Raw genomic sequence first — 19,265 nt, 5'->3', positions numbered from 1 at the left:
ACCCACCGAGGCTTTCGTGCGCCTGCCTAATGTTGTCGCTCACTGGAACGGACAGTCTCTCGCCCGGCAGTTTCTGCTGGCTGGCGGCTTCGTATCCATTGTTGCGATCGCCGTCGTCGGCGCCTTCGTCGCCAGCCTGATCGAGGAGGCCGTTACCCGCAACTCGGCGGCATCGACGGCGCTCTATGTCGACAGCATCATAGCTCCAATCCTGCCCGACATGACGACGACTGAAAAACTCGACGAATCCGTCGAGCGGGCGCTGGATGAAACGCTTTCGCAAGGAGCATTGGGCCAGCGTCTCGTCTCCTTCCGTCTCTGGCGTAAGGATGGCACCATTCTTTATGCCAATGACAAGAAGCTGATGGGGCAAAAGCTGCAGCCGAGCGATGACCTCAAGGCTGCGTTTTCCGGCAAGATGGTCTCGGAGTTCAACGACATCGACCCGCAGGAAGCCACCACGCTGGGCGATGCAAAGTTGCCACTTCTGAAGATCTACAATCCGATCCTCCAGCCCTGGTCGGGGGAAGTAGTGGCGGTTTCCGAGTTCTATGAGGTGGCAAGCGATTTCGAACGCAGCCTCTACAGCGCAAGGCTTCGCGCCTGGCTGGCGGTGGCGGCCGTCATCGCAGGCATTTTTGCCCTCCTCTCATTGATCGTCCTTCGTGGTAGTCGGCTGATCGACCTTCAACGCGGTCTCCTCAATGCGAGGGTTGGCGAACTGTCACACCTGCTCAAGCAGAACCGAGCGCTGCATGAGCGTGTTCACAACGCAAGTCAGCGTACGACCGCTCTCAATGAACGCTTTCTGCGGCGGCTTGGGGCCGACCTTCATGACGGACCTGCACAGCTAATCGCCTATGCGTCGCTGCGTATCGACAGCCCTGCCATCCTCGGCGCCCAGGCACTGGTGGAGAAGCGGGAGGCCGAAGTCGCATCGATAAAGATGAGCCTTCAGGAGGCGATGCGCGAGATCCGCAGCATTTGTCATGACCTCATCCTGCCCGAGATCGAGTCAGCCGGCCTGCACGAAGTTATTTCCCAGGCCGTGCAGCGTTATCAGGAGCGAACCGGTATCACGGTCGACCTCCTCCGCTCCCATACAGACTGGCAGCCCTCGCCCGCCGAGAAGATCTGCATCTACCGATTCGTACAGGAAACGCTGAATAACGGGTTTAGACATGCCGGAGGCGCGGGCCAGCAGGTGCTGCAACGTTTGCAGGATGACTGCGTTATCATCGATGTCATCGACAAGGGACCCGGTTTCGACCTTGCCTCGGTAAAGCCAACAAGCCTCGGTATCGCCGGATTGCGCGAACGGATCGAGAGCCTCGGCGGCGGATTTTCAGTCCTGTCCGGAGCCAGCGGTACGACTGTGACGATTTCATTGAAGACGAGTGAAACGGAGAAATCTTGATGACCGATCTGCGGGTTGCCGTATGTGACGATCACCCATTGTTTCGCGAGGGCGTGGCACGTACGCTGACCGAACTCGGCTTCAGCATTGTGGCAGAAGGTGGCAGCCGCGACGATGCAATCCGGATCGTCCAGAGCCACCACCCGGATATACTGCTGATGGACATTTCGATGCCGGGCGGTGGCCTCAATGCCATTGCGCCCATTCTGACGGAACGTCCCGACCAGAATATCGTGATGCTGACGGTATCCGAAACCAGCGACGATATCCGCCGCGCCCTGCAGGATGGCGCAAAGGGCTACGTGCTCAAAGGTATCGGCTCGACATCGCTTGCCGACATCCTCCGTTCCGTCGCTGCAGGTGAGGGATATGTGGCTCCGACGCTATCAGCCAAGCTGTTGTCCGAGCCGGCATATCCGGAAATTTCGAACCTTGTCGCTGGCCTGCGCGAACTGACGGCACGCGAGCGCGAGGTGCTGGAACTCGCCGCAGGCGGTCTCAGCAACAAGTCCGTTGCCATAGAACTCGACCTGCATGAGAAGACGGTCAAGCACCACATGACGCGGATTTTTGCGAAACTGAATGTCAGCAACAGAACTGCCGCTGCCATTGCTTGGAACGAGGCCGTCAGAGAAGGCGCAATCCGTCCTTTAGCGTAAGGTCAAAGCGCCGAAATTCTCCGCAGAAGTCATGCGGGGCTACCAATTCACGGACCCGCGATTATCGCGAGAAGGTCTTCAGGCGAGAGATGTCGGCAGCCGTGGCGGCACGGTTTACGATAGTTCGTCCTTGAGCATCACGCATGACATAACGCCCCTTGGCGTTGACTTCTTCGGCAATCCCGTTGCGATGCCTGACATTGATACCATCGCCACCGATGGTAGCGGCTCCCGTCGCGGAACTGTCCTGCTCATTGCTCGCTGCCGCCGCTTTACCACGGCCAGCCGAATCCGACTTGCCGCTGCCGTTGCCGCCATCCGCGCCGTTTCCGTGGCCAGAACCGCCCCGACCGCCACCGTCGGAGCCGCCATGACCTGCGCCGCCATCTCCACCAGAGCTGCCCCCCTGCCCGCCATTTCGCGCGCTCGCTGGGCCTGCCGACAGCGCAACGGGCAAGGCGCAAAGGATCAGGAGAAACATGATCGCGATCTGTCGACGGGAGTGGATAATGGTCTCCTTCGTGCGAAGCATCTGCCACCAGCATATGGTCAGGCAACCGCCGGGCACAGCCTTAGTTCCGCCCTAAGACCTTTGCCGGCGTTCTGGCGCGACCATAGTCCGATCATGTAGCATCGCAAGGGCCTTCATTCCGGCAATTGGCCACCATCATGCCGTTCCTTGGCGAAGAGTGACCAGGCGGAGATAAACAGGGCGGCGATCAATGGTCCAATCACGAAACCATTGACACCAACGAGAGCGATGCCTCCCACCGTAGAGATCAGAACCACGTAATCGGGCAGTTTGGTTTCCTTGCCCACCAGCGGCGGACGAAGCAGATTGTCGATCAGGCCGATCACGAACACACCCACGGCGACGATGACTGCTGCCTTTATGATTTCCCCTGTCACCGCAAGGTAGATGGCCGTCGGAACCCATACGAGAGCGGCCCCCACCGCGGGCACCAGCGACAGGATGACCATCAAAACGCCCCAGAGAAGCGCCGGCTGAACCCCGAGGAACCAGAATGTGACCCCGCCGATTGCACCCTGCACGATGGCGATGATGATGTTGCCCCGTACCGTCGCTCGGACCACGGAGGCGAATTTCGCCATGAACTGGCTCGTATGCTCGTCGCTCAGAGGCGCTGCGTTGCGAATGGTGGCCGCCAAGGATCGCCCATCGCGAAACAGGAAGAACAGAAGATAGAGCATCAGGCCGAAAGCGACGAAAAACTCGAGCGTACTCTGGCCGAAGGTCAGAGCGCGACCGGCAAAGAAGCTGCCACCCTGCATCAGCGAGGATGAGAGCCGTTCCCGCAGTTCCGAAAACCCTTCCGTCTCGAAACTGCTTATCCGTTCCTGAACGAAGGCCGGCATGGCTGCGACAACCTGATTGACCATATTGCCGACATTTATCTCTCCGCTTGCGATGCGCTTATAGAGAGATGTTCCCTCCTGAATGAGGGAACTGAGGATTGCCAGCCCCGGCAGGATGACGAGGCACAGGCAGATCAGGACGGTGATGGCGGCGGCGATATTGCGTCGACCGCCAAGCCCGCGCTCAAGCCGCGAGTAGAGCGGAAAGAAAATAATGGCGAACACGACGGCCCAGAAGACCGCTGAGTAGAAAGGTATCAGGACGGCGATGAAGGCCAGCGTCACCAGCACCAGAAGGATATAAAAGCTGACGCGCTGAACCAATGTTGCCTGCCTTGTCTTTGATCGTTTTCCAAAGACACATAACGCGTCCTGCCGCTCCGTCCACGGTTTTTCGGCCGCGGACGGAGTAAAGCTAAATTTCAGATTGCCCGGACCTTTGTCAGCCGGGCAAATCGATGCTCAAGCCAGCGTGTAGGAGGTCTTCACCACGGTGAAGAATTCCGCTGCATACTTGCCCTGTTCGCGTGGCCCGAAGGACGATGCCTTGCGCCCCCCGAACGGCACGTGGAAATCCACACCCGCCGTCGGCAGATTGACCATCACCATGCCGGCCTCGGAATTCCGCTTGAAATGCGTGGCATATTTCAGGCTCGTGGTGGCGATCCCGGCGGAAAGACCGAAGGGCGTATCATTGGCGACGGCCAGCGCTTCGTCATAATCCTTCACCCGGATGACGCTTGCCACCGGCCCGAATATCTCCTCCCTGGAGATACGCATCTGGTTGGTGGCCTCGGTGAACAAGGTCGGCTGCAGGTAGAAACCAGGGGTATCGAGTTCGAGCCGCTCGCCGCCAAAGGCGAGCTTTGCTCCTTCTCTCACGCCGATATCGATATAATCCGTGTCCTGCTTCAACTGCCGGGCGTCGACGACGGGCCCGACATGCGTCTCCGGCTTCAACGCATGGCCAACCTTGATCCCCTTCAATCTTTCGGTCAGAGCGGCCACGAACTTGTCGTGAATGCCCTCGGTGACGATCAGCCGGGAAGATGCCGTGCAGCGTTGGCCGGTAGAGAAGAAACCGGAATTGGCGGCCGCCTCGACCGCTACGCCGAGATCGGCATCGTCCAGCACCACCATCGGATTCTTGCCACCCATTTCAAGCTGGAACTTGCGGTTATGCTCGAGTGATGCAAGAGCGACACGCTTGCCCGTGCCGGTCGACCCGGTAAACGTAATCCCGGCGAGATCGGGGCTATCCAGCATTGCCTGGCCGACGACCGAGCCCGGCCCCATGACGAGATTGAGCACGCCCTTCGGCAGGCCCGCACGGTGGAGGATATCGACGATCGCCCAAGAGCAGCCCGGCACGAGTTCGGCCGGCTTGAAGACGACGGTATTGCCGTAGCAAAGCGCCGGCGCGATTTTCCATGCGGGAATGGCAATCGGGAAATTCCACGGCGTGATGATACCGATGACACCCAACGGATCCCGTGTGATCTCGACGCCGATGCCCGGCCGGGCCGATGGTAACATCTCACCGGCAAGCCGCAGCGTTTCACCGGAAAAGAAGTCGAAGATCTGGGCGGCACGGGTTACCTCGCCGATGCCTTCCGGCAGGGTCTTGCCTTCTTCGCGAGCCAGCAGTTCGCCCAACTCCTGCTTACGTGCCAGGATTTCGTCGGCAGCCTTCCTGAGGATCGCGTGACGTTCCAGAATGCCGGACCGCGACCAGGTGGGAAAGGCGGCCTTCGCCGCCGCAATCGCTGCCCGGACATCGTCAGCGGATGCCTGCGCATAAAGCCCGACCACATCGTTCGTGTCGGACGGATTGATGTTTTCCGAACCATTGCCGCCGACCCATTCGCCAGCGATCAGATTTTGATGAATGCTCATGGTGAAATCCTTCCCTGTTGGCCGCAGCGGCCCGTCATACATTTGTGTACCGTCATGCGTGCATGTAAGTTGCAGGACCTGGGGAATTCAACTGTCGTCCGGATGCCCCAGCGCCGCGAAGGCGCCACCCTGGTATATGACTGCCGGGTCGGCCGGGTTCTCCGGACCTGACGCTGCATAGATTTCCGCACTCCATTGAGCCGAACTGTCTTCCGGGTGCCAACCGAGGAAGTCAGCCTTGCTGTTGTCCCACCAGCGCTTTTCATTCGCGGACGCGCCATAGACGATTGTGTGGCCGAGTTTTGGTGTGAGAAAAGCCCGCCCACACAGAGAGACGAAATCCCTGTAGCTCAACCATGTGGAGAGCATGCGCTTATTGAGCGGCCGTTCGAAACAGGAACCGATACGCAGGGACAAGGTCTCCTGGCCGAACTTGTCGTGATACATGCTGGCGACCGCCTCACCGAACACCTTCGATACGCCATAGAGCGAGTCCGGCCGGGGGTAGACCGTGTTGTCGAGATGTTCGTCGCACCGATAATAGCCGACCACGTGGTTGGAACTGGCGAATACGATGCGTGGCTTGCCGTGATGGCGCGCCGCCTCATAAAGATTGTAAAGGCCGATAATATTGCCCTGAAGGATGGGCTCAAAGCCTCGTTCGACCGAAATGCCGCCGAGATGAATGATCCCGTCAACGCCATCCACGAGCTGCGCGACGCTTTTTGCATCGGCGAGGTCGCAGCGGACGAAATTCTCTTTCGGCCCGACCTCGGTCACCTGGCCGATATCCGACAGAACAACATGCTCCGCAAGTTGCGACAACAACGGGCGAATGCTCCGACCGACACCACCTGCGGCGCCCGTCAGCAGAAGTCTTTTCAGCATAAATCCAAATCCTCCCCAGGATCATCGATGGCCTTGCTGCGGCACAATCTTGTCATACATGGTGAGGATATCGATATTACAAATTTGCCAGACAGGTCAATAAAGCCTGTAGGTCTGCTGCAGATCAAAAAACGCGGCCGGTGGCCGCGTTGCATATTCTTCTACCAAAGGTCGGCATGCCGGTTCACATCCTTGTAGAGCAGATAGCGGAACCGTCCCGGCCCGCCGGCATAGCAGGCCTGCGGGCAGAAGGAGCGCAGCCACATATAGTCCCCCGCTTCGACTTCGACCCAGTCCTGATTCAGCCGATAGACGGCTTTCCCCTCCAGAACATAGAGACCATGCTCCATGATATGGGTTTCCATGAAGGGAATGACGGCGCCCGGTTCGAAGGTGACGATGTTGAGATGCATGTCGTAGCGCACATCCGACGGATCGATGAAACGCGTCGTTGCCCAGCGTCCGTTGGTATCCGGCATCGGATCCATCACGCAGTCGTCCTCATGCGTGAATATTGCCGGCGGCGGCTCCAGACCGTCCACGACCTTGAAAGCCTTGCGCACCCAGTGGAAACGACAGGGAACATCCCCCTCGCCACGCACCGTCCATTTCGATCCTGCTGGCAAATAGGCGAAAGAACCTTCGCGCAAATTGTGGCTTTGCCCATCCAGTTCGATTGAAAGCTCACCTTTTACGACGAAAATCGCAGCGGAAGCCCGCACGTCCGGCTCAGGACGCATGCTGCCGCCGCCGGGTTGAACCTCGACGATATATTGCGAAAAGGTCTCGGCAAAGCCGGTAAGCGGGCGACTGAGGATCCAGGCGCGAGTCTTCTCCCAGTGCGGCAGAACGCTGGTGACGATGTCGCTCATGACGGTGCCGGGAATGACTGCATAAGCCGTCGTGAAGACTGCCTTGCTGGAAAGAAGCTGCGTCTGTGGCGGAAGCCCGCCGACTGAAGAAAAATACCTGCCGTCTGTCATGCGCTATCCCCGTCTGTGATCCTCATGATTTAATGGCGCCCAAGCGATTCAGCAATCGTCAAAAGACCGGGGATGACAGGCCGCCGGGAGATAGCCGAGCGCCGGCGGCAGGATCGCTGCGATCGACGCTACCGACAGATTTCGGGCTCATCCCCAGGCGTCATGAGATAGCCGAGAACCACATCCACGATCATCTGCTTATGGTGCCCGAGCAGGGTAGGCTCGGAAAGATCGCGCCGAAAGATCGTTCCGAATGTATGGCGGTTGGAAACGCGGAAGAAACAGAATGCACTTATCAGCATATGCACATCGATCGGATCGGCATTACGCTTGAACACACCCTCGGCTGCACCCCTGGCCAAGATTGCAGCCAGAGTGTTGATGATCGAGACGTTGAGATCGCGCAGCGATTCGGACCGGTGCATGTGGGCTGCGTAGTTGATGTTCTCGCTGCTGACGAGCCGAATGAAATCCGGGTTGGCTTCATCATAGTCGAAGGTCGCCGCAATAAGGATGCGAAGCGCCTTTTCCGGTGGCATTTCCTGAAGTTCGAGATCGGCCTCGATCGTCCGGATCTGCCGGTAGGACCGCTCCAGCACAGCCAGGTAGAGATCTTCCTTGCCACCGAAATAATAATAGATCATCCGCTTCGACGTGCGGGTCTTCTCTGCGATGGCATCGATACGCCCGCCGGCAAGCCCATGCGTCGCGAATTCGACGGTGGCGACATCGAGGATATCCGCCTTCGTCCTTTCAGGATCGTTTTTTCTACGGCTGGGAGGTTTCAGAGGCATTCAGGCAATTCAGGGTTAGCGGCCACATCATGTGTTGCCACTCGTACGCCCCCTCATCGCGACATTCAACAATCTGCCACTTGCAAATCGCGGTCGGTTTGATCTATCAGGAAATCAGACAGGGGTGCTCCGTAACGCCGGGGCTGAGATGCGATCGCATGATCGCGGACCCTAAAGCTGATCTGGATAATGCCAGCGGAGCGAGGTTCAAGCGATGTTTTCCGGCGCACAAATTTCTCTTTACCCCATGTCCGACGAGTTCGTCGGGGTGATTTTAGGCTCGCTTTCAGCATTGGATCCCTATCGGGACCGGCTGCGAATCGAGACAGACGACATCTCCACCCTGCTTGTAGGCACACCGGACGTGGTTTTCGCAGCCATGCGCGACCTGTTCGTTGCGGCAGCGAAGACAGGCAAGCATTGCGTTCTCCACGCCACCCTATCCCGTGGCTGCCCGGGAGAACCGGACGACCCGATTTGCCAGGTGGCGGAAATGACCGGTCCGATGCGCCCGCTTGACGAGCGCAAGGCACAGGCGCTTGCAGCCGTCGCCGCCATCCCGTCATCCGGACAGTCTGTGGCCGCCCAGTTTTCCCTTTATACGCTCGGCATCGGCCAGCACATGGATGAAATCTACGGCTGCATAGATTTCATCAAGACGTCAGGCGTTTTCGACCGATCGAAGAATTTTTGCACCAAGCTGCGAGGCGATGCGGCACCGGTTTTTGCCACCGTTGGCGAGGCCTTCGTTCGCTTCGGACCGCCGCAGGGTCATGTGACCATCGATCTCACCGTATCCGCCAACAGCCCTTCCAAGGCCTGAGCGAGAACTCGCGGACAGATCGATGCCCTCACGCTCGCTTCACCAGCGGGGCTTGCCCCTCGCCAATGCCCTTGCGCGTCTGTTGCCAGCGCTGATCGCCATGATCGCGATTCTGACGGCATGGGAGATCTATTGCCGCACATCAGGGATCGGCCCGACAATCCTGCCGTCCCCGTCGCAGGTGGCCTTCCAGGCATGGGCCAATAGAGAGGCTTTGTGGATAAATACGATGCCGACGATCCGCGCCACGCTGCTCGGTTTCTCGCTCTCCATCTTCTGTGCCTTCGCCCTGTCGGTCGTCGTCGATTTCTCGCCGCTTCTTCGACGCATGCTGTTTCCGATCTTCATCATCAGCCAGACGCTGCCGCTGGTTGCCATCGCACCGCTCGTCGTCCTCTGGTTCGGGTTTGGACTGGTGCCCAAGATACTGTTGGTCGCGCTCGTCACCTTCTTCCCGATGCTCGTTGCGTTGACGGAAGGCTATGCGGCCACCGATCGTGACATCGAGGATTTGCTAGCCTCGATGAGCGCATCGCGCTGGAAACGTTTCAGGCTTGCACGGTTGCCATCGGCTTTGCCCTATTTCTTTGCCGGTCTGCGTATTTCCATCACCTATGCGGTCGTTGCCGCCATCTTTGCCGAATATGCCGGTGCCGCCAGAGGGCTCGGCATCTACATGCTGAATGCGAAGAACAACTTCCGGCCGGACCTCGTACTCGCCGCCGTATTCGTCAGCTCGCTCCTGACCCTCATCCTTTTTGCTGCCACATGGCTGATCCAGCGCCTCCTGGCTCCGTGGATCGAGGCAGTAGAAGGGAGAGAACAATGAGACCGCCTCTTCTCGCGCTCGATCGTATCTGCCTGCGCTATGGCGACATAGATGTACTCGGCGATATCTCGCTTACCATCAATGCCGGTGAGTTCGTCTCGATCCTCGGACCATCCGGCGCAGGCAAGTCGACGATCTTCAAGGTGCTGACCGGCGCCGCCAAAGCCGACCATGGCTGCGTCTCCTTCGAAGGGAGCCCACTTTCCTCCGCCGGCCGACCTTTCGCATTCATGCCCCAGCGTGATGCGTTGATGCCGTGGCGCTGCATTCTCGACAATGCCACGCTCGGACTGGAAGTGCAGGGCATGCGCCGCGGCGCAGCACGGCGCAAGGTCCAGCCTCTGCTCGACGAGTTCGGGCTGTCTGGCTTCGAGAATCTTCTTCCCCATGCGCTATCCGGCGGGATGAGGCAGAGAGCCGCTTTGCTGCGAACGGTTGTCCAGGACAAGCCCATCCTGCTGCTCGACGAACCTTTTGGCGCGCTCGATGCGCTGACCCGCAATCGCATGCAGATCTGGCTGGAGGCCATGTGGCTGAAACACCGCTGGACGGTGATCCTCATCACCCATGACGTGCGTGAGGCCGTGATGCTGTCCGACCGGGTTCATCTTCTTTCTCCACGACCGGCAAACATCGCGAGAACGATCGACATCACACTGCCGCGGCCACGCTTTGGTGCCGCCTCCAGGTATCAGCAAGCCGCCGCGCTGGAAGCCTCCATTCTCGATGTACTGCTTTCACCCGAAAACCCGAGCCAGGAAGGACGAATGTCATGAGCCCATTGATGCTAAGCCGCCGCGCCACACTTGCGAGCCTCGCCGCGCTTGCCGTGCAGGCAGGCCCGCTTCGTGCGCAAACCGCGAAAAAAGTCTCGGTCGCGCTGGACTGGACCGCCAATACCAATCACATCGGCCTCTTCGTCGCCCGTGATAAAGGCTTCTACCGTCAGGCCGGGATAGAGGCCACCATCCTTCCCTATACGGACACATCCGCCGGAACGCTGGTTGCCAGCGGCGTCGCCGATTTCGGCATTCTCGGATCAATCGCGCTTCTGACGCAACGGACTGCCGGGGCCGATCTCGTCGGCACCTATGCGGTCGTGCAGACTGAAACGGGACGGGTCGTCTTCAAGGGCAGCCGCGAGGACATCAATCGCCCCAAGGATCTCGATGGAAAGACTTATGGCGGTTTCGGCTCGGCCTGGGAAAATGCGCTGATTTCCTCGATCATCCGCAATGACGGCGGCAAAGGCGAATTCGAAACCGTAACTCTCGGCACATCCGCCTATCAGGCGCTGGAAAATGGCTCGGTCGATTTCACCCTAGAAGTCTACACCTGGGAGGGCGTCAAAGCCGAAATCGAAGGCCTGAACCAGCGCGCCTTCCGCTATGCCGATTTTGGCGTGCCGGACGAGCATACGACACTGATCGGGTCGAGCAGGGCCTTCCTCAAGGCCAACCCGGCATCTGCCAAGGCATTCCTTCAGGCTACCCAGCAGGGCTATCGCTATGCCGTAGACCATCCGGACGAAGCGACAGATCTCCTCATCTCAGCCAACAGCGATGCGTTGACAGACCGAAAGCTTGTTCGCTCTTCGCTTCAGGCCCTGATCGACGGCAAGTATCTGATGAGCGCAGAAGGTCGGATCGGCGATATCGATCCAGCCAAATTCGAGGCCATCGGGAATTACGCCTACAAGTCCAACATCCTGAAAGGCCAAGGCGGATCGGCCCTGACGGCGGTGCCGGATTTTGCCGGCTACTTTACCAACGAGTTCCTGGCTGGCTCGTAAGGTATTGCCGAATCCCTTCATCCAGGTCGGTTCGCTATTCGGTCAGATAATGCCCCAGGCCCGGAATCTGCCGCGGCCGGTCAGCTCTCTCAGATGCAGTTCCGAGGCGATCTTCAATGCGCCTTGCGGGGTGATGGAGAGAGCGCGCGCGATCATTCCGGATGAGACCATCGGGCGCGAGAGGACGAGATCGACCAGTTGCGGCAGTTTGGATGACTGCCGCCGGCCGGCGATGCGATGCTGCATCTGCTGTCTGGCCAGCATCAGGCGATCGTGTTCCTTCAACCCGGCCTCGGCTGCCTGCGTGATCGCATCGACGATGGCAAGCAGCCGCACGTTTCGGCCTCTATCGGTCCGGCGCTCGCGCGCCACCAGTTTCAGGCCGAGGTTGATGGCCGGCAGATGACCGCCGGCCACGCCTTCCTTTCTCAGGAGAGATGCGGCCAGCAGACGGCCAAGCCATGGCGCGTGCTGCAGAACCTGCAATTGCGTCCAGGCATCGATGATCAACGCGACGCGCAGAACGGCGGGCAAACCGGCACTTTGGGCCAGAACCACCTGCCACTCACCCAACCGCTCGTCCTCGTCCCAATCCGGTTCATAGAGGAGCGGATCGCGCTCACGCGTCGGCAAAGGTGAAGGGGCAAGCGCCTGGGAAAGAACCGCTTCACTGCGGGCAACCAGCGCATCTATCTCCGCAAGGTAGTCCGAAAGCTCGTCGCCATCCTGATCCTCGCCATCTGCCGCAGCTTCTACCTGGGTAACAACCGGTTGAGCTTGATGACGGGTTTCGTCTCCCATCCCTCGCAGCCGCCTCAGCCCTTCACCCGTCAGGGCCCAGCCGGGCTCATGTTCGAGGATGCGGCGCCGCGTGCGAAGGATGTCGTGGGCAATCGTGAGCTCATGGGTTGGCGCGCGAATGCCCATGGCGGCATCATGCAGAACGAGATCTTCCAGATGCACCAGTTCGCCGTCGATCCAGAGCGAGGCAACCGCATCGGTGAAATGGGAGCGTTCGATCCAGCCTGCCCCGACCGGAGACCGCAACACGCGCTCATCGAGCCGCGTCAGCGCGGCCGTTGCCGCGGAGACCGGCGCGATCAGTTCGCGTAAGGGCAGGTCCGCAAGATCATAGTGCATGACAATCATCTGATCGCAGATTCGCGGTCGCGATGCGAACAGCTATTTTTGACGCCCATCATATGATGATAGAGGCTTCCAGTGCTGCGGACCTTCCCTATTGGTCCTGATTCGGCTCAAACTGGCATGCCGACTGGTGTAGCCATCCAACAGGAGAGCAAAATGGTTCTACTCGATGCGCTACGGGCGATCGTGGGTGATGGCTTCGTCAAGCAAGGCGATGGCATACCGCAGCGCAACTGGTCCGATGCGACAGAGATTCCACCACTATGCCCCGCCGCCCTTGTGCTGCCGGGTTCTACGGAGGAGATCTCCAAGGTTCTCGCAGCCTGTTCGGCAGCCGGGCAGACAATCGTCGTGCAAGGCGGGCTGACCGGACTTGCGGGCGGCGCCCGTCCGCAGCCGGGAGAAATAGCGCTTTCGCTCGAACGCATGCAGGGCATAGAGGAAATCGACGTGGCCAGCCGCACCATGACGGTCCGCGCCGGAACGCCTCTCTACCAGGTGCAGGACGCGGCAAAGGAAGCGGGACTGCATTACGGCGTCGATCTCGGGGCTCGTGGCACATGCACGATCGGCGGAAACGTGGCGACGAATGCCGGTGGCGTCCAGGCCCTCCGCTACGGTGTGACGCGTCGCAATGTGCTCGGTATCGAAGCCGTGCTCTCCGACGGCACCGTTCTCAACGGCCTCAACAAGCTGATGAAGAACAATACGGGTTACGACTGGCCGCAGATGATGATCGGCAGCGAGGGCACGCTCGGCGTGATCACGCGCGTCTGCCTGTCGTTGTCGCCGGCGCCGCCCGCGCTGCAGACGGCACTTTGCGCAGCCGCCAGCGTCGCCGATGCGGCGAAGGCGCTTGCCGAGCTCGACCGGCAGTTTCCGGGTCAGCTCATGACCTTCGAGGGCATGTGGCGCGAATATATGGAAGTCACCGACACATATACCTCGCTGCCGGAGCCATTCGATCCCAGGACCGAGCTGACCTTGCTGATCGAAGCGGCGCTGGGTGACGATCAGGCGGCCCAGGACCGTTTTACCGAAGTACTCGCCTCCCTCCTGGAAGAGGGCCTGATTTCCGATGCCCTCGTCTCCCAGTCGCTGCAGGACAGGCAGCATTTCTGGGCCTATCGGGAGGCCAATTACGAGTTCGACCGGCTGATCCCCGGCAGCGCCCAGTTCGATATCAGCCTGCCGATGAACCGGATGGATGATGCGATTGCCGAAATGAGGCGGCAGATCGCCTCGCTGGCACCCGGCGCGACCATGATCGCCTACGGACACATGGCCGACAGCAATCTGCATCTCGCAATCCTTCCCGCCGATGCGGCCGACGATCTAGGCGCCGCCGTGACGGCAGTCTATGACGTGGTCGGCCAATCCGACGGCAGCATTTCCGCGGAACACGGCATCGGCATTCTCAAACGCCCCTATCTCTCGCGAAGCCGCAGCCCGGAGGAACTCGCGCTGATGCGGCGCCTGAAAAACATGCTGGATCCGGCCGACATTCTGAACCGCGGACGGATCTTGCTTTCGCAGCAGCCGTAAAGGTTGCTGCGCCTTCCCGATCGTTCCAGTTTTTCATCATCCCGCTGCTGCGGATTGCCCAATCCGCAGGCAAATTTTTATCAAACGGTCAAAATTTTTCCTTGCGGTAAATTCGATCAGCCCACGAACCGCGTATCTATCTGATAAATATACTGAACTCTCATCTGGCACGAATTCTGCTTATCAAAACGCAAGTCTGCTCCGCAGAGCGCGACGGTGACAGAACAAGGAGGCGATATGGAAGTTGGTGTCTTCATTCCGATCGGGAACAATGGCTGGCTCCTTTCGGAGAATGCCCCGCAATACAAGCCGAGCTTCGAGCTCAACAAGGAAGTGACCCTCAGGGCCGAGAAATACGGTTTCGATTTCGCACTCTCGATGATCAAGCTGCGCGGTTTCGGCGGCAAGACCGAATTCTGGGACTATAATCTCGAATCCTTCACGCTGATGGCCGGGCTCGCGGCCGTCACCTCCAAGATCAAGCTCTTCGGCACCACGGCGACGCTGGTCATGCCACCGGCGATCGTGGCGCGCATGGCGACGACCATCGACAGCATTTCCGGCGGGCGTTTCGGCATCAACCTCGTCACCGGCTGGCAACGCCCTGAATACAGCCAGATGGGCCTGTGGCCGGGCGACGACTATTTCGGTGATCGTTACGAATACCTGACCGAATACACAACCGTATTGAAGGACCTCCTGACCTTCGGGCAGTCGGATCTCAAGGGCAAGTTCTTCCAGATGGATGATTGCCAGATGAAGCCGACGCCGCAGGGTGACGTGAAGCTCATCTGCGCCGGCTCCTCCGACAAGGGCCTCGCCTTCTCGGCCAAGTTTGCCGATTACAGCTTCTGCTTCGGCGTCGGTATCAATACGCCGACCGCGTTCGAGGCGACCAATCAGCGGCTGATGGCAGCGACGGAAAAAACCGGCCGCGACGTCCGTTCCTTCGTGCTCACCATGATCCTTGCCGAGGAGAAATCCGAGGATGCATGGGCAAAGTGGGAGCATTACAAGGCCGGCGCCGATGACGAGGCCATCAAATGGCTCGGCCTGCAGAGTGCGGCCGATACGAAGTCCGGTTCCGACACCAATGTCCGCCACATGTCGAACCCTGTTTCTGCCGTCAACATCAACATGGGAACCCTGATCGGCTCCTATGAGGAAGTGGCGGCGATGCTCGATGAAATGGCCACGGTACCGGGCACCGGTGGCGTGATGCTGACCTTCGACGATTTCGTCGAGGGTGTGGAAAAATTCGGCACGTTCATCCAGCCGCTGATGAAAAGCCGCAAGCATGTTACCCAGGCATTGGAGGCCGCAGAATGAGCGCCGTCGCAGGATATCAGAGCCCGAAGGAGAAGCTGCAGAGCGTCACGCTCCCGGCCCGGCCCGAGCCGATCACGCTGAAGCCAACGGAAACGGCCGTGGTCGTGGTCGACATGCAGAACGCCTATTCCACCGAAGGCGGCTATGTCGATCTCGCCGGTTTCGACATTTCCGGCGCCAAGAGCACGATCGCCAATATCAAGAAGACGCTCGATGCCGCGCGCGCTGCCGGCGTGCCGGTCATCTATTTCCAGAACGGTTGGGACAAGGACTATGTCGAAGCCGGTGGCCCCGGCTCTCCGAACTGGCACAAATCGAATGCGCTCAAGCACATGCGCGCCAATCCCGACATGCAGGGCAAGCTTCTCGCCAAGGGCACCTGGGACTACGCCATCGTCGACGAACTTCAACCGCAGCCGGGCGACATCCTGGTGCCGAAGACCCGTTATAGCGGCTTTTTCAACACCAACATGGACAGCGTCCTGCGCGCCCGCGGCATCCGCAATCTCGTGTTCGTCGGCATCGCCACCAATGTCTGCGTCGAGAGCTCGCTGCGCGACGCTTTCCATCTCGAATATTTCGGCGTGATGCTGGAAGACGCGACCCATCATCTCGGTCCCGACTTCATTCAGCAGGCGACGGTCTACAATGTCGAGAAATTCTTCGGTTGGGTCGCCACCGTCAACGATTTCTGTGCCGTGATTTCCCAGGCTGCGCCTGCGGAAGCCTGAGAACCATCGAAGAGGAGAGTGACAATGCCGAAGTCGATCATCGTGCCCGAAGGCACCCAGAAGCCGATAGCCCCCTATTCACCGGGTACGCTGGCGGATGGCGTCGTCTACGTGTCGGGTACCCTGCCCTTCGACAAGAACAACGACGTCGTCCATGTCGGCGATGCCGGCGCCCAGACCCGTCACGTGCTGGAAGTCATCAAGGCCGTCATCGAAACCGCCGGCGGCACGATGGAGGATGTCACGATGAACCATATCTTCATCACCGACTGGGCGAACTATCAGGCGGTCAACAAGGTCTATGCCGAATATTTCCCCGGCGACAAGCCGGCCCGCTATTGCATCCAATGCGGACTGGTGAAGCCCGACGCGCTGGTGGAAATCGCAACCGTCGCCCATATCGGCAAGTAAGCCGGAGGGAGGCACGCCTCCCTCTTCAATCAGCCAGAGGCAGATCATGCATTACGACATTCACGGCCGGACCGATGCCGCCGCGCCGACGATCATCCTGTCATCCGGTCTCGGCGGATCGGGTGCCTACTGGACGCCGCAGATCGGCGCGCTTGCGCCACATTTCCGGGTGGTCACCTACGACCACCGCGGCTGCGGCCGCACCGGCGGCGAAGTGCCCGAGACCGGCGGCATATCGGCCATGGCAGACGATGTGCTGGAGATTGTCGGCGAACTTGGCCTTGTGCATTTCAGCTTCATGGGGCACGCGCTCGGCGGTCTGATCGGCCTCGACATCGTTCTTCGCCGACCCGAAATGATCGACAGTCTTGTTCTGGTCAACGCGTGGAGCAAGGCGGATCCCCATTCCGGCCGCTGCTTCGATACCCGTATCGCGCTTCTGGAAAACACCGGCGTGGAAGCCTTCATCAAGGCCCAACCGCTGTTTCTCTATCCGGCCATCTGGATGGCGCAAAATGCCGCAAGACTTGCGGATGAAGAGGCGCACGGACTGCGACATTTCCAGGGACGGGAGAATATCCTTCGCCGCATCGCCGCGTTGCGAGCGTTCGATATCGATGCACGGCTCGCGGAGGTGAAGATACCGACGCTGATCGTGGCAACGAAGGATGATCTTCTGGTGCCTTATAGCCGCTCCGAGCATCTGGCCCGGCATCTGCCGAATGCGGAACTCGTTCTCTCCGATTTCGGCGCCCACGCGGTCAACGTGGTCGATCCGCTTCCTTTCAACCAGACTGTGGTTGACTACCTGCTCTCCAACGGCAAACCAAGCTGACATGACAAAGATGAACCAGCAAGTCGCTTCCCCCTCCCTCGCCACCACCGAACTGGCAGAGATACAGCTGCCCGATGTGAGGTCCGATTTCCGAGAGGCAATGTCCAGGCTCGGTGCAGCTGTCAATATCGTCACGACCGATGGCCCGGCAGGGCGGGCGGGATTTGCGGCGACGGCCGTCTGCAGTGTCAGCGACAATCCGCCGACCATGCTGGTATGCCTCAACAGGTCTTCGTCAGCCCATGCAGCAGTCAGGGAGAATGGCGTTGTCTGCATCAATGTGCTGGCCGCCGAGCACGAGCCCCTGAGCCGGCTCTTTGGCGGCAAGACACCGGTCGAGGAACGCTTTGCGCCGGTCGCGTGGAGCAACCTTTCGACCGGCGCCCCTGCACTCGATGGCGCGCTTGCATCGATCGATTGCCGCATTCGCAGCGTGTCGGACGGCGGCAGCCACGACATTCTGATCTGCGAGGTTGAGGCAATCCGCCAGGATCAGGACGGGCATTCCCTGCTCTATCTCAATCGCCGCTATCACGCACTGAGGTGAGGCCAAAACGTCTTAACCTCGATGTGGCTCATCACGTCCAAGCGGAGGGCGGAAAACGGTGCAATTGAGGTTTCGAACAAGCGGGAAAGGCGACCAGCCTCGCCCAGACCTGTTTCAGACAGCACTCGTGGACAGAGGCGAATATCAGCATGCTTTAAATTTCGGCGGCGAATTCAGCACGTTGATCGCACTCGCTGCAGACTTTTTTGGCCAAGTTTTTTCTCGGAAAGCGCGAAGCACAGACGAAACGTTCTCGACACTCGCGGTCCCCGCGCTAGCTTTATGGCGAAATAACCACGTACCGCCCGGCCAGAAGGCCTGAGCACAAGTCTAGGGAAATCACGATGTCGCTTACCACCAAATTCGCAGGACTGCTGATTGCACTTTCCCTCTCCGCCACGACTGCCTCCGCGCAGATCGTCGTCTCATCGAAGATCGATACCGAAGGCAGCGTGCTGGGCAATATCATCCTGTCGGTGCTGAAGGCCAACAATATCGACGCGACCGACCGCATTCAGCTCGGCGCGACGCCGGTGCTGCGCAAGGCGATCACCGCGGGCGAGATCGACATCTATCCGGAGTATACGGGCAACGGCGCGTTTTTCTTCCAGAAGGCTGACGATCCGGCCTGGAAAGATCCGAAACAGGCCTACGAGACCGTCAAGAAACTCGATTTCGACGCCAACAAGATCGTCTGGTTGACACCATCGCCGGCAAACAACACCTGGGGCATCGCCGTCCGCCAGAATGTCGCCGAAAAGGATAAGCTGAAGACGCTGACGGACTTCGGCAAGTTCATTGCCGGTGGCGGCAAGATCGTTCTCGCCGCATCGGCAGAATTCGTCAATTCGGCTGCCGCACTTCCCGCGTTCCAGACGACCTATGGCTTCAAGCTGAAACCCGATCAGTTGATCACGCTTTCCGGCGGCGATACGGCGGCCACGATCGCCGCTGCGGCAAACCAGACCAACGGTGCCAATGCGGCCATGGTCTACGGAACCGATGGCGGTATCGCACCTTCCGGACTTGTCGTGCTTGACGACGACAAGAAGGTCCAGCCGGTCTATCAGCCGGCGCCGATCATCCGCCAGGCCACGCTGGAGAAAAACCCGCAAATCGCCGAACTTCTGAAACCGGTCTTCGAAAAGCTCGATCTCGTAACGCTGCAGGACTTGAACGGCCGCGTCCAGGTGGGTGGTGAGCCGGCCAAGACTGTGGCCGAGGACTTCCTGAAGAAGAACGGTTTTCTGAAATAGACCAGAC

20 protein-coding genes and 1 riboswitch are annotated in these 19,265 nt (G+C 59.5%); of the genes, 13 read left to right on the top strand and 7 right to left on the bottom strand.

Going from position 1 to position 19,265, the window contains the following annotated elements:
- The first annotated feature begins 16 nt into the window (after positions 1-16).
- Both NCHU2750_RS24110 and NCHU2750_RS24105 read left to right on the top strand, forming a co-directional pair.
- Positions 17-1,417, top strand: coding sequence for a sensor histidine kinase (locus tag NCHU2750_RS24110; RefSeq protein WP_119944279.1), 1,401 nt, complete (start codon positions 17-19; stop codon positions 1,415-1,417).
- Complete coding sequence (locus tag NCHU2750_RS24105) at positions 1,414-2,076, top strand: response regulator (protein ID WP_119944278.1); 663 nt, start codon at positions 1,414-1,416, stop codon at positions 2,074-2,076. The genes NCHU2750_RS24110 and NCHU2750_RS24105 overlap by 4 nt, the downstream gene beginning before the upstream one ends.
- A 61-nt stretch (positions 2,077-2,137) precedes the next feature.
- Here NCHU2750_RS24105 and NCHU2750_RS24100 read toward each other — a convergent pair whose 3' ends face one another.
- The 6 genes from NCHU2750_RS24100 to NCHU2750_RS24075 all read right to left on the bottom strand — a co-directional run bounded on the left by NCHU2750_RS24100 (position 2,138) and on the right by NCHU2750_RS24075 (position 8,014).
- A complete protein-coding gene (locus NCHU2750_RS24100; protein ID WP_162939729.1) occupies positions 2,138-2,557 on the bottom strand; it encodes a hypothetical protein in 420 nt (139 codons plus the stop codon).
- Between the two features lie 164 nt (positions 2,558-2,721).
- Complete coding sequence (locus NCHU2750_RS24095) at positions 2,722-3,777, bottom strand: AI-2E family transporter (protein WP_119944276.1); 1,056 nt, start codon at positions 3,775-3,777, stop codon at positions 2,722-2,724.
- 138 nt (positions 3,778-3,915) lie between these two features.
- Positions 3,916-5,349 carry an aldehyde dehydrogenase family protein gene (locus NCHU2750_RS24090; protein WP_119944275.1) on the bottom strand — a complete coding sequence of 478 codons (1,434 nt, stop codon included), beginning with the start codon at positions 5,347-5,349 and terminating at the stop codon, positions 3,916-3,918.
- Between the two features lie 87 nt (positions 5,350-5,436).
- Positions 5,437-6,237 (bottom strand): NAD-dependent epimerase/dehydratase family protein, encoded by an 801-nt coding sequence (locus NCHU2750_RS24085; RefSeq protein ID WP_119944274.1) that lies wholly within the window; start codon positions 6,235-6,237, stop codon positions 5,437-5,439.
- 161 nt (positions 6,238-6,398) lie between these two features.
- A complete protein-coding gene (locus NCHU2750_RS24080) occupies positions 6,399-7,220 on the bottom strand; it encodes a bifunctional allantoicase/(S)-ureidoglycine aminohydrolase (protein WP_119944273.1) in 822 nt (273 codons plus the stop codon).
- A gap of 128 nt (positions 7,221-7,348) precedes the next feature.
- Complete coding sequence (locus NCHU2750_RS24075) at positions 7,349-8,014, bottom strand: TetR/AcrR family transcriptional regulator (protein WP_119944272.1); 666 nt, start codon at positions 8,012-8,014, stop codon at positions 7,349-7,351.
- A gap of 110 nt (positions 8,015-8,124) precedes the next feature.
- Positions 8,125-8,235, top strand: a riboswitch (TPP riboswitch).
- Here NCHU2750_RS24075 and NCHU2750_RS24070 point away from each other — a divergent pair.
- The 4 genes from NCHU2750_RS24070 to NCHU2750_RS24055 all read left to right on the top strand — a co-directional run bounded on the left by NCHU2750_RS24070 (position 8,229) and on the right by NCHU2750_RS24055 (position 11,458).
- Positions 8,229-8,837, top strand: a complete 609-nt coding sequence (locus NCHU2750_RS24070) for a YkoF family thiamine/hydroxymethylpyrimidine-binding protein (RefSeq protein ID WP_119944271.1) — start codon at positions 8,229-8,231, stop codon at positions 8,835-8,837. (Overlaps the previous riboswitch by 7 nt.)
- Before the next feature lie 22 nt (positions 8,838-8,859).
- A complete protein-coding gene (locus NCHU2750_RS24065) occupies positions 8,860-9,666 on the top strand; it encodes an ABC transporter permease (protein ID WP_119944270.1) in 807 nt (268 codons plus the stop codon).
- Positions 9,663-10,442: an ABC transporter ATP-binding protein gene (locus NCHU2750_RS24060; protein ID WP_119944269.1), complete on the top strand. Its 780-nt coding sequence runs from the start codon at positions 9,663-9,665 to the stop codon at positions 10,440-10,442. The genes NCHU2750_RS24065 and NCHU2750_RS24060 overlap by 4 nt, the downstream gene beginning before the upstream one ends.
- Positions 10,439-11,458, top strand: coding sequence for an ABC transporter substrate-binding protein (locus NCHU2750_RS24055; RefSeq protein ID WP_119944268.1), 1,020 nt, complete (start codon positions 10,439-10,441; stop codon positions 11,456-11,458). Before NCHU2750_RS24060 ends, NCHU2750_RS24055 begins: the two co-directional genes overlap by 4 nt.
- Before the next feature lie 42 nt (positions 11,459-11,500).
- Here NCHU2750_RS24055 and NCHU2750_RS24050 read toward each other — a convergent pair whose 3' ends face one another.
- Positions 11,501-12,598: an RHE_PE00001 family protein gene (locus tag NCHU2750_RS24050; protein ID WP_119944364.1), complete on the bottom strand. Its 1,098-nt coding sequence runs from the start codon at positions 12,596-12,598 to the stop codon at positions 11,501-11,503.
- A 162-nt stretch (positions 12,599-12,760) separates the two neighbouring features.
- Between NCHU2750_RS24050 and NCHU2750_RS24045 the strand changes: the two genes are divergently transcribed.
- The 7 genes from NCHU2750_RS24045 (at position 12,761) to osmF (ending at position 19,258) form a co-directional block, all read left to right on the top strand.
- Positions 12,761-14,149 carry an FAD-binding oxidoreductase gene (locus NCHU2750_RS24045; RefSeq protein WP_162939770.1) on the top strand — a complete coding sequence of 463 codons (1,389 nt, stop codon included), beginning with the start codon at positions 12,761-12,763 and terminating at the stop codon, positions 14,147-14,149.
- Positions 14,150-14,386: 237 nt separating this feature from the next.
- On the top strand, positions 14,387-15,478 hold the full coding sequence (gene rutA / locus NCHU2750_RS24040; RefSeq protein ID WP_119944266.1) for a pyrimidine utilization protein A: 1,092 nt from the start codon (positions 14,387-14,389) through the stop codon (positions 15,476-15,478).
- A complete protein-coding gene (gene rutB, locus NCHU2750_RS24035; RefSeq protein WP_119944265.1) occupies positions 15,475-16,209 on the top strand; it encodes a pyrimidine utilization protein B in 735 nt (244 codons plus the stop codon). The genes rutA and rutB overlap by 4 nt, the downstream gene beginning before the upstream one ends.
- A 24-nt stretch (positions 16,210-16,233) precedes the next feature.
- The gene (rutC, locus tag NCHU2750_RS24030) at positions 16,234-16,620 is read left to right on the top strand and encodes a pyrimidine utilization protein C (protein ID WP_119944264.1); all 387 of its coding nucleotides are present in this window, start codon (positions 16,234-16,236) and stop codon (positions 16,618-16,620) included.
- Positions 16,621-16,666: 46 nt separating this feature from the next.
- Positions 16,667-17,455, top strand: a complete 789-nt coding sequence (gene rutD, locus NCHU2750_RS24025) for a pyrimidine utilization protein D (protein WP_119944263.1) — start codon at positions 16,667-16,669, stop codon at positions 17,453-17,455.
- A 10-nt stretch (positions 17,456-17,465) separates the two neighbouring features.
- Positions 17,466-18,002, top strand: a complete 537-nt coding sequence (locus NCHU2750_RS24020; RefSeq protein WP_119944363.1) for a flavin reductase — start codon at positions 17,466-17,468, stop codon at positions 18,000-18,002.
- A gap of 344 nt (positions 18,003-18,346) precedes the next feature.
- Positions 18,347-19,258 carry a glycine betaine ABC transporter substrate-binding protein OsmF gene (gene osmF, locus NCHU2750_RS24015; RefSeq protein ID WP_119944262.1) on the top strand — a complete coding sequence of 304 codons (912 nt, stop codon included), beginning with the start codon at positions 18,347-18,349 and terminating at the stop codon, positions 19,256-19,258.
- Positions 19,259-19,265: the final 7 nt, after the last annotated feature.

This window comes from Neorhizobium sp. NCHU2750 (assembly GCF_003597675.1).
Taxonomy (GTDB): Bacteria; Pseudomonadota; Alphaproteobacteria; order Rhizobiales; family Rhizobiaceae; genus Neorhizobium.
This window is presented reverse-complemented; position numbering and strand designations above follow the sequence as displayed.

Coding starts and splice junctions, on each gene's coding strand:
- NCHU2750_RS24100 (WP_162939729.1), bottom strand. CDS start 2,557: ATGTTTCTCCTGATCCTTTGCGCCTTGCCCGTTGCGCTGTCGGCAGGC.
- NCHU2750_RS24090 (WP_119944275.1), bottom strand. CDS start 5,349: ATGAGCATTCATCAAAATCTGATCGCTGGCGAATGGGTCGGCGGCAAT.
- NCHU2750_RS24085 (WP_119944274.1), bottom strand. CDS start 6,237: ATGCTGAAAAGACTTCTGCTGACGGGCGCCGCAGGTGGTGTCGGTCGG.
- NCHU2750_RS24080 (WP_119944273.1), bottom strand. CDS start 7,220: ATGACAGACGGCAGGTATTTTTCTTCAGTCGGCGGGCTTCCGCCACAG.
- NCHU2750_RS24075 (WP_119944272.1), bottom strand. CDS start 8,014: ATGCCTCTGAAACCTCCCAGCCGTAGAAAAAACGATCCTGAAAGGACG.
- NCHU2750_RS24070 (WP_119944271.1), top strand. CDS start 8,229: ATGTTTTCCGGCGCACAAATTTCTCTTTACCCCATGTCCGACGAGTTC.
- NCHU2750_RS24065 (WP_119944270.1), top strand. CDS start 8,860: ATGCCCTCACGCTCGCTTCACCAGCGGGGCTTGCCCCTCGCCAATGCC.
- NCHU2750_RS24060 (WP_119944269.1), top strand. CDS start 9,663: ATGAGACCGCCTCTTCTCGCGCTCGATCGTATCTGCCTGCGCTATGGC.
- NCHU2750_RS24055 (WP_119944268.1), top strand. CDS start 10,439: ATGAGCCCATTGATGCTAAGCCGCCGCGCCACACTTGCGAGCCTCGCC.
- NCHU2750_RS24050 (WP_119944364.1), bottom strand. CDS start 12,598: ATGCACTATGATCTTGCGGACCTGCCCTTACGCGAACTGATCGCGCCG.
- NCHU2750_RS24045 (WP_162939770.1), top strand. CDS start 12,761: ATGGTTCTACTCGATGCGCTACGGGCGATCGTGGGTGATGGCTTCGTC.
- rutA (WP_119944266.1), top strand. CDS start 14,387: ATGGAAGTTGGTGTCTTCATTCCGATCGGGAACAATGGCTGGCTCCTT.
- rutB (WP_119944265.1), top strand. CDS start 15,475: ATGAGCGCCGTCGCAGGATATCAGAGCCCGAAGGAGAAGCTGCAGAGC.
- rutC (WP_119944264.1), top strand. CDS start 16,234: ATGCCGAAGTCGATCATCGTGCCCGAAGGCACCCAGAAGCCGATAGCC.
- rutD (WP_119944263.1), top strand. CDS start 16,667: ATGCATTACGACATTCACGGCCGGACCGATGCCGCCGCGCCGACGATC.
- NCHU2750_RS24020 (WP_119944363.1), top strand. CDS start 17,466: ATGAACCAGCAAGTCGCTTCCCCCTCCCTCGCCACCACCGAACTGGCA.
- osmF (WP_119944262.1), top strand. CDS start 18,347: ATGTCGCTTACCACCAAATTCGCAGGACTGCTGATTGCACTTTCCCTC.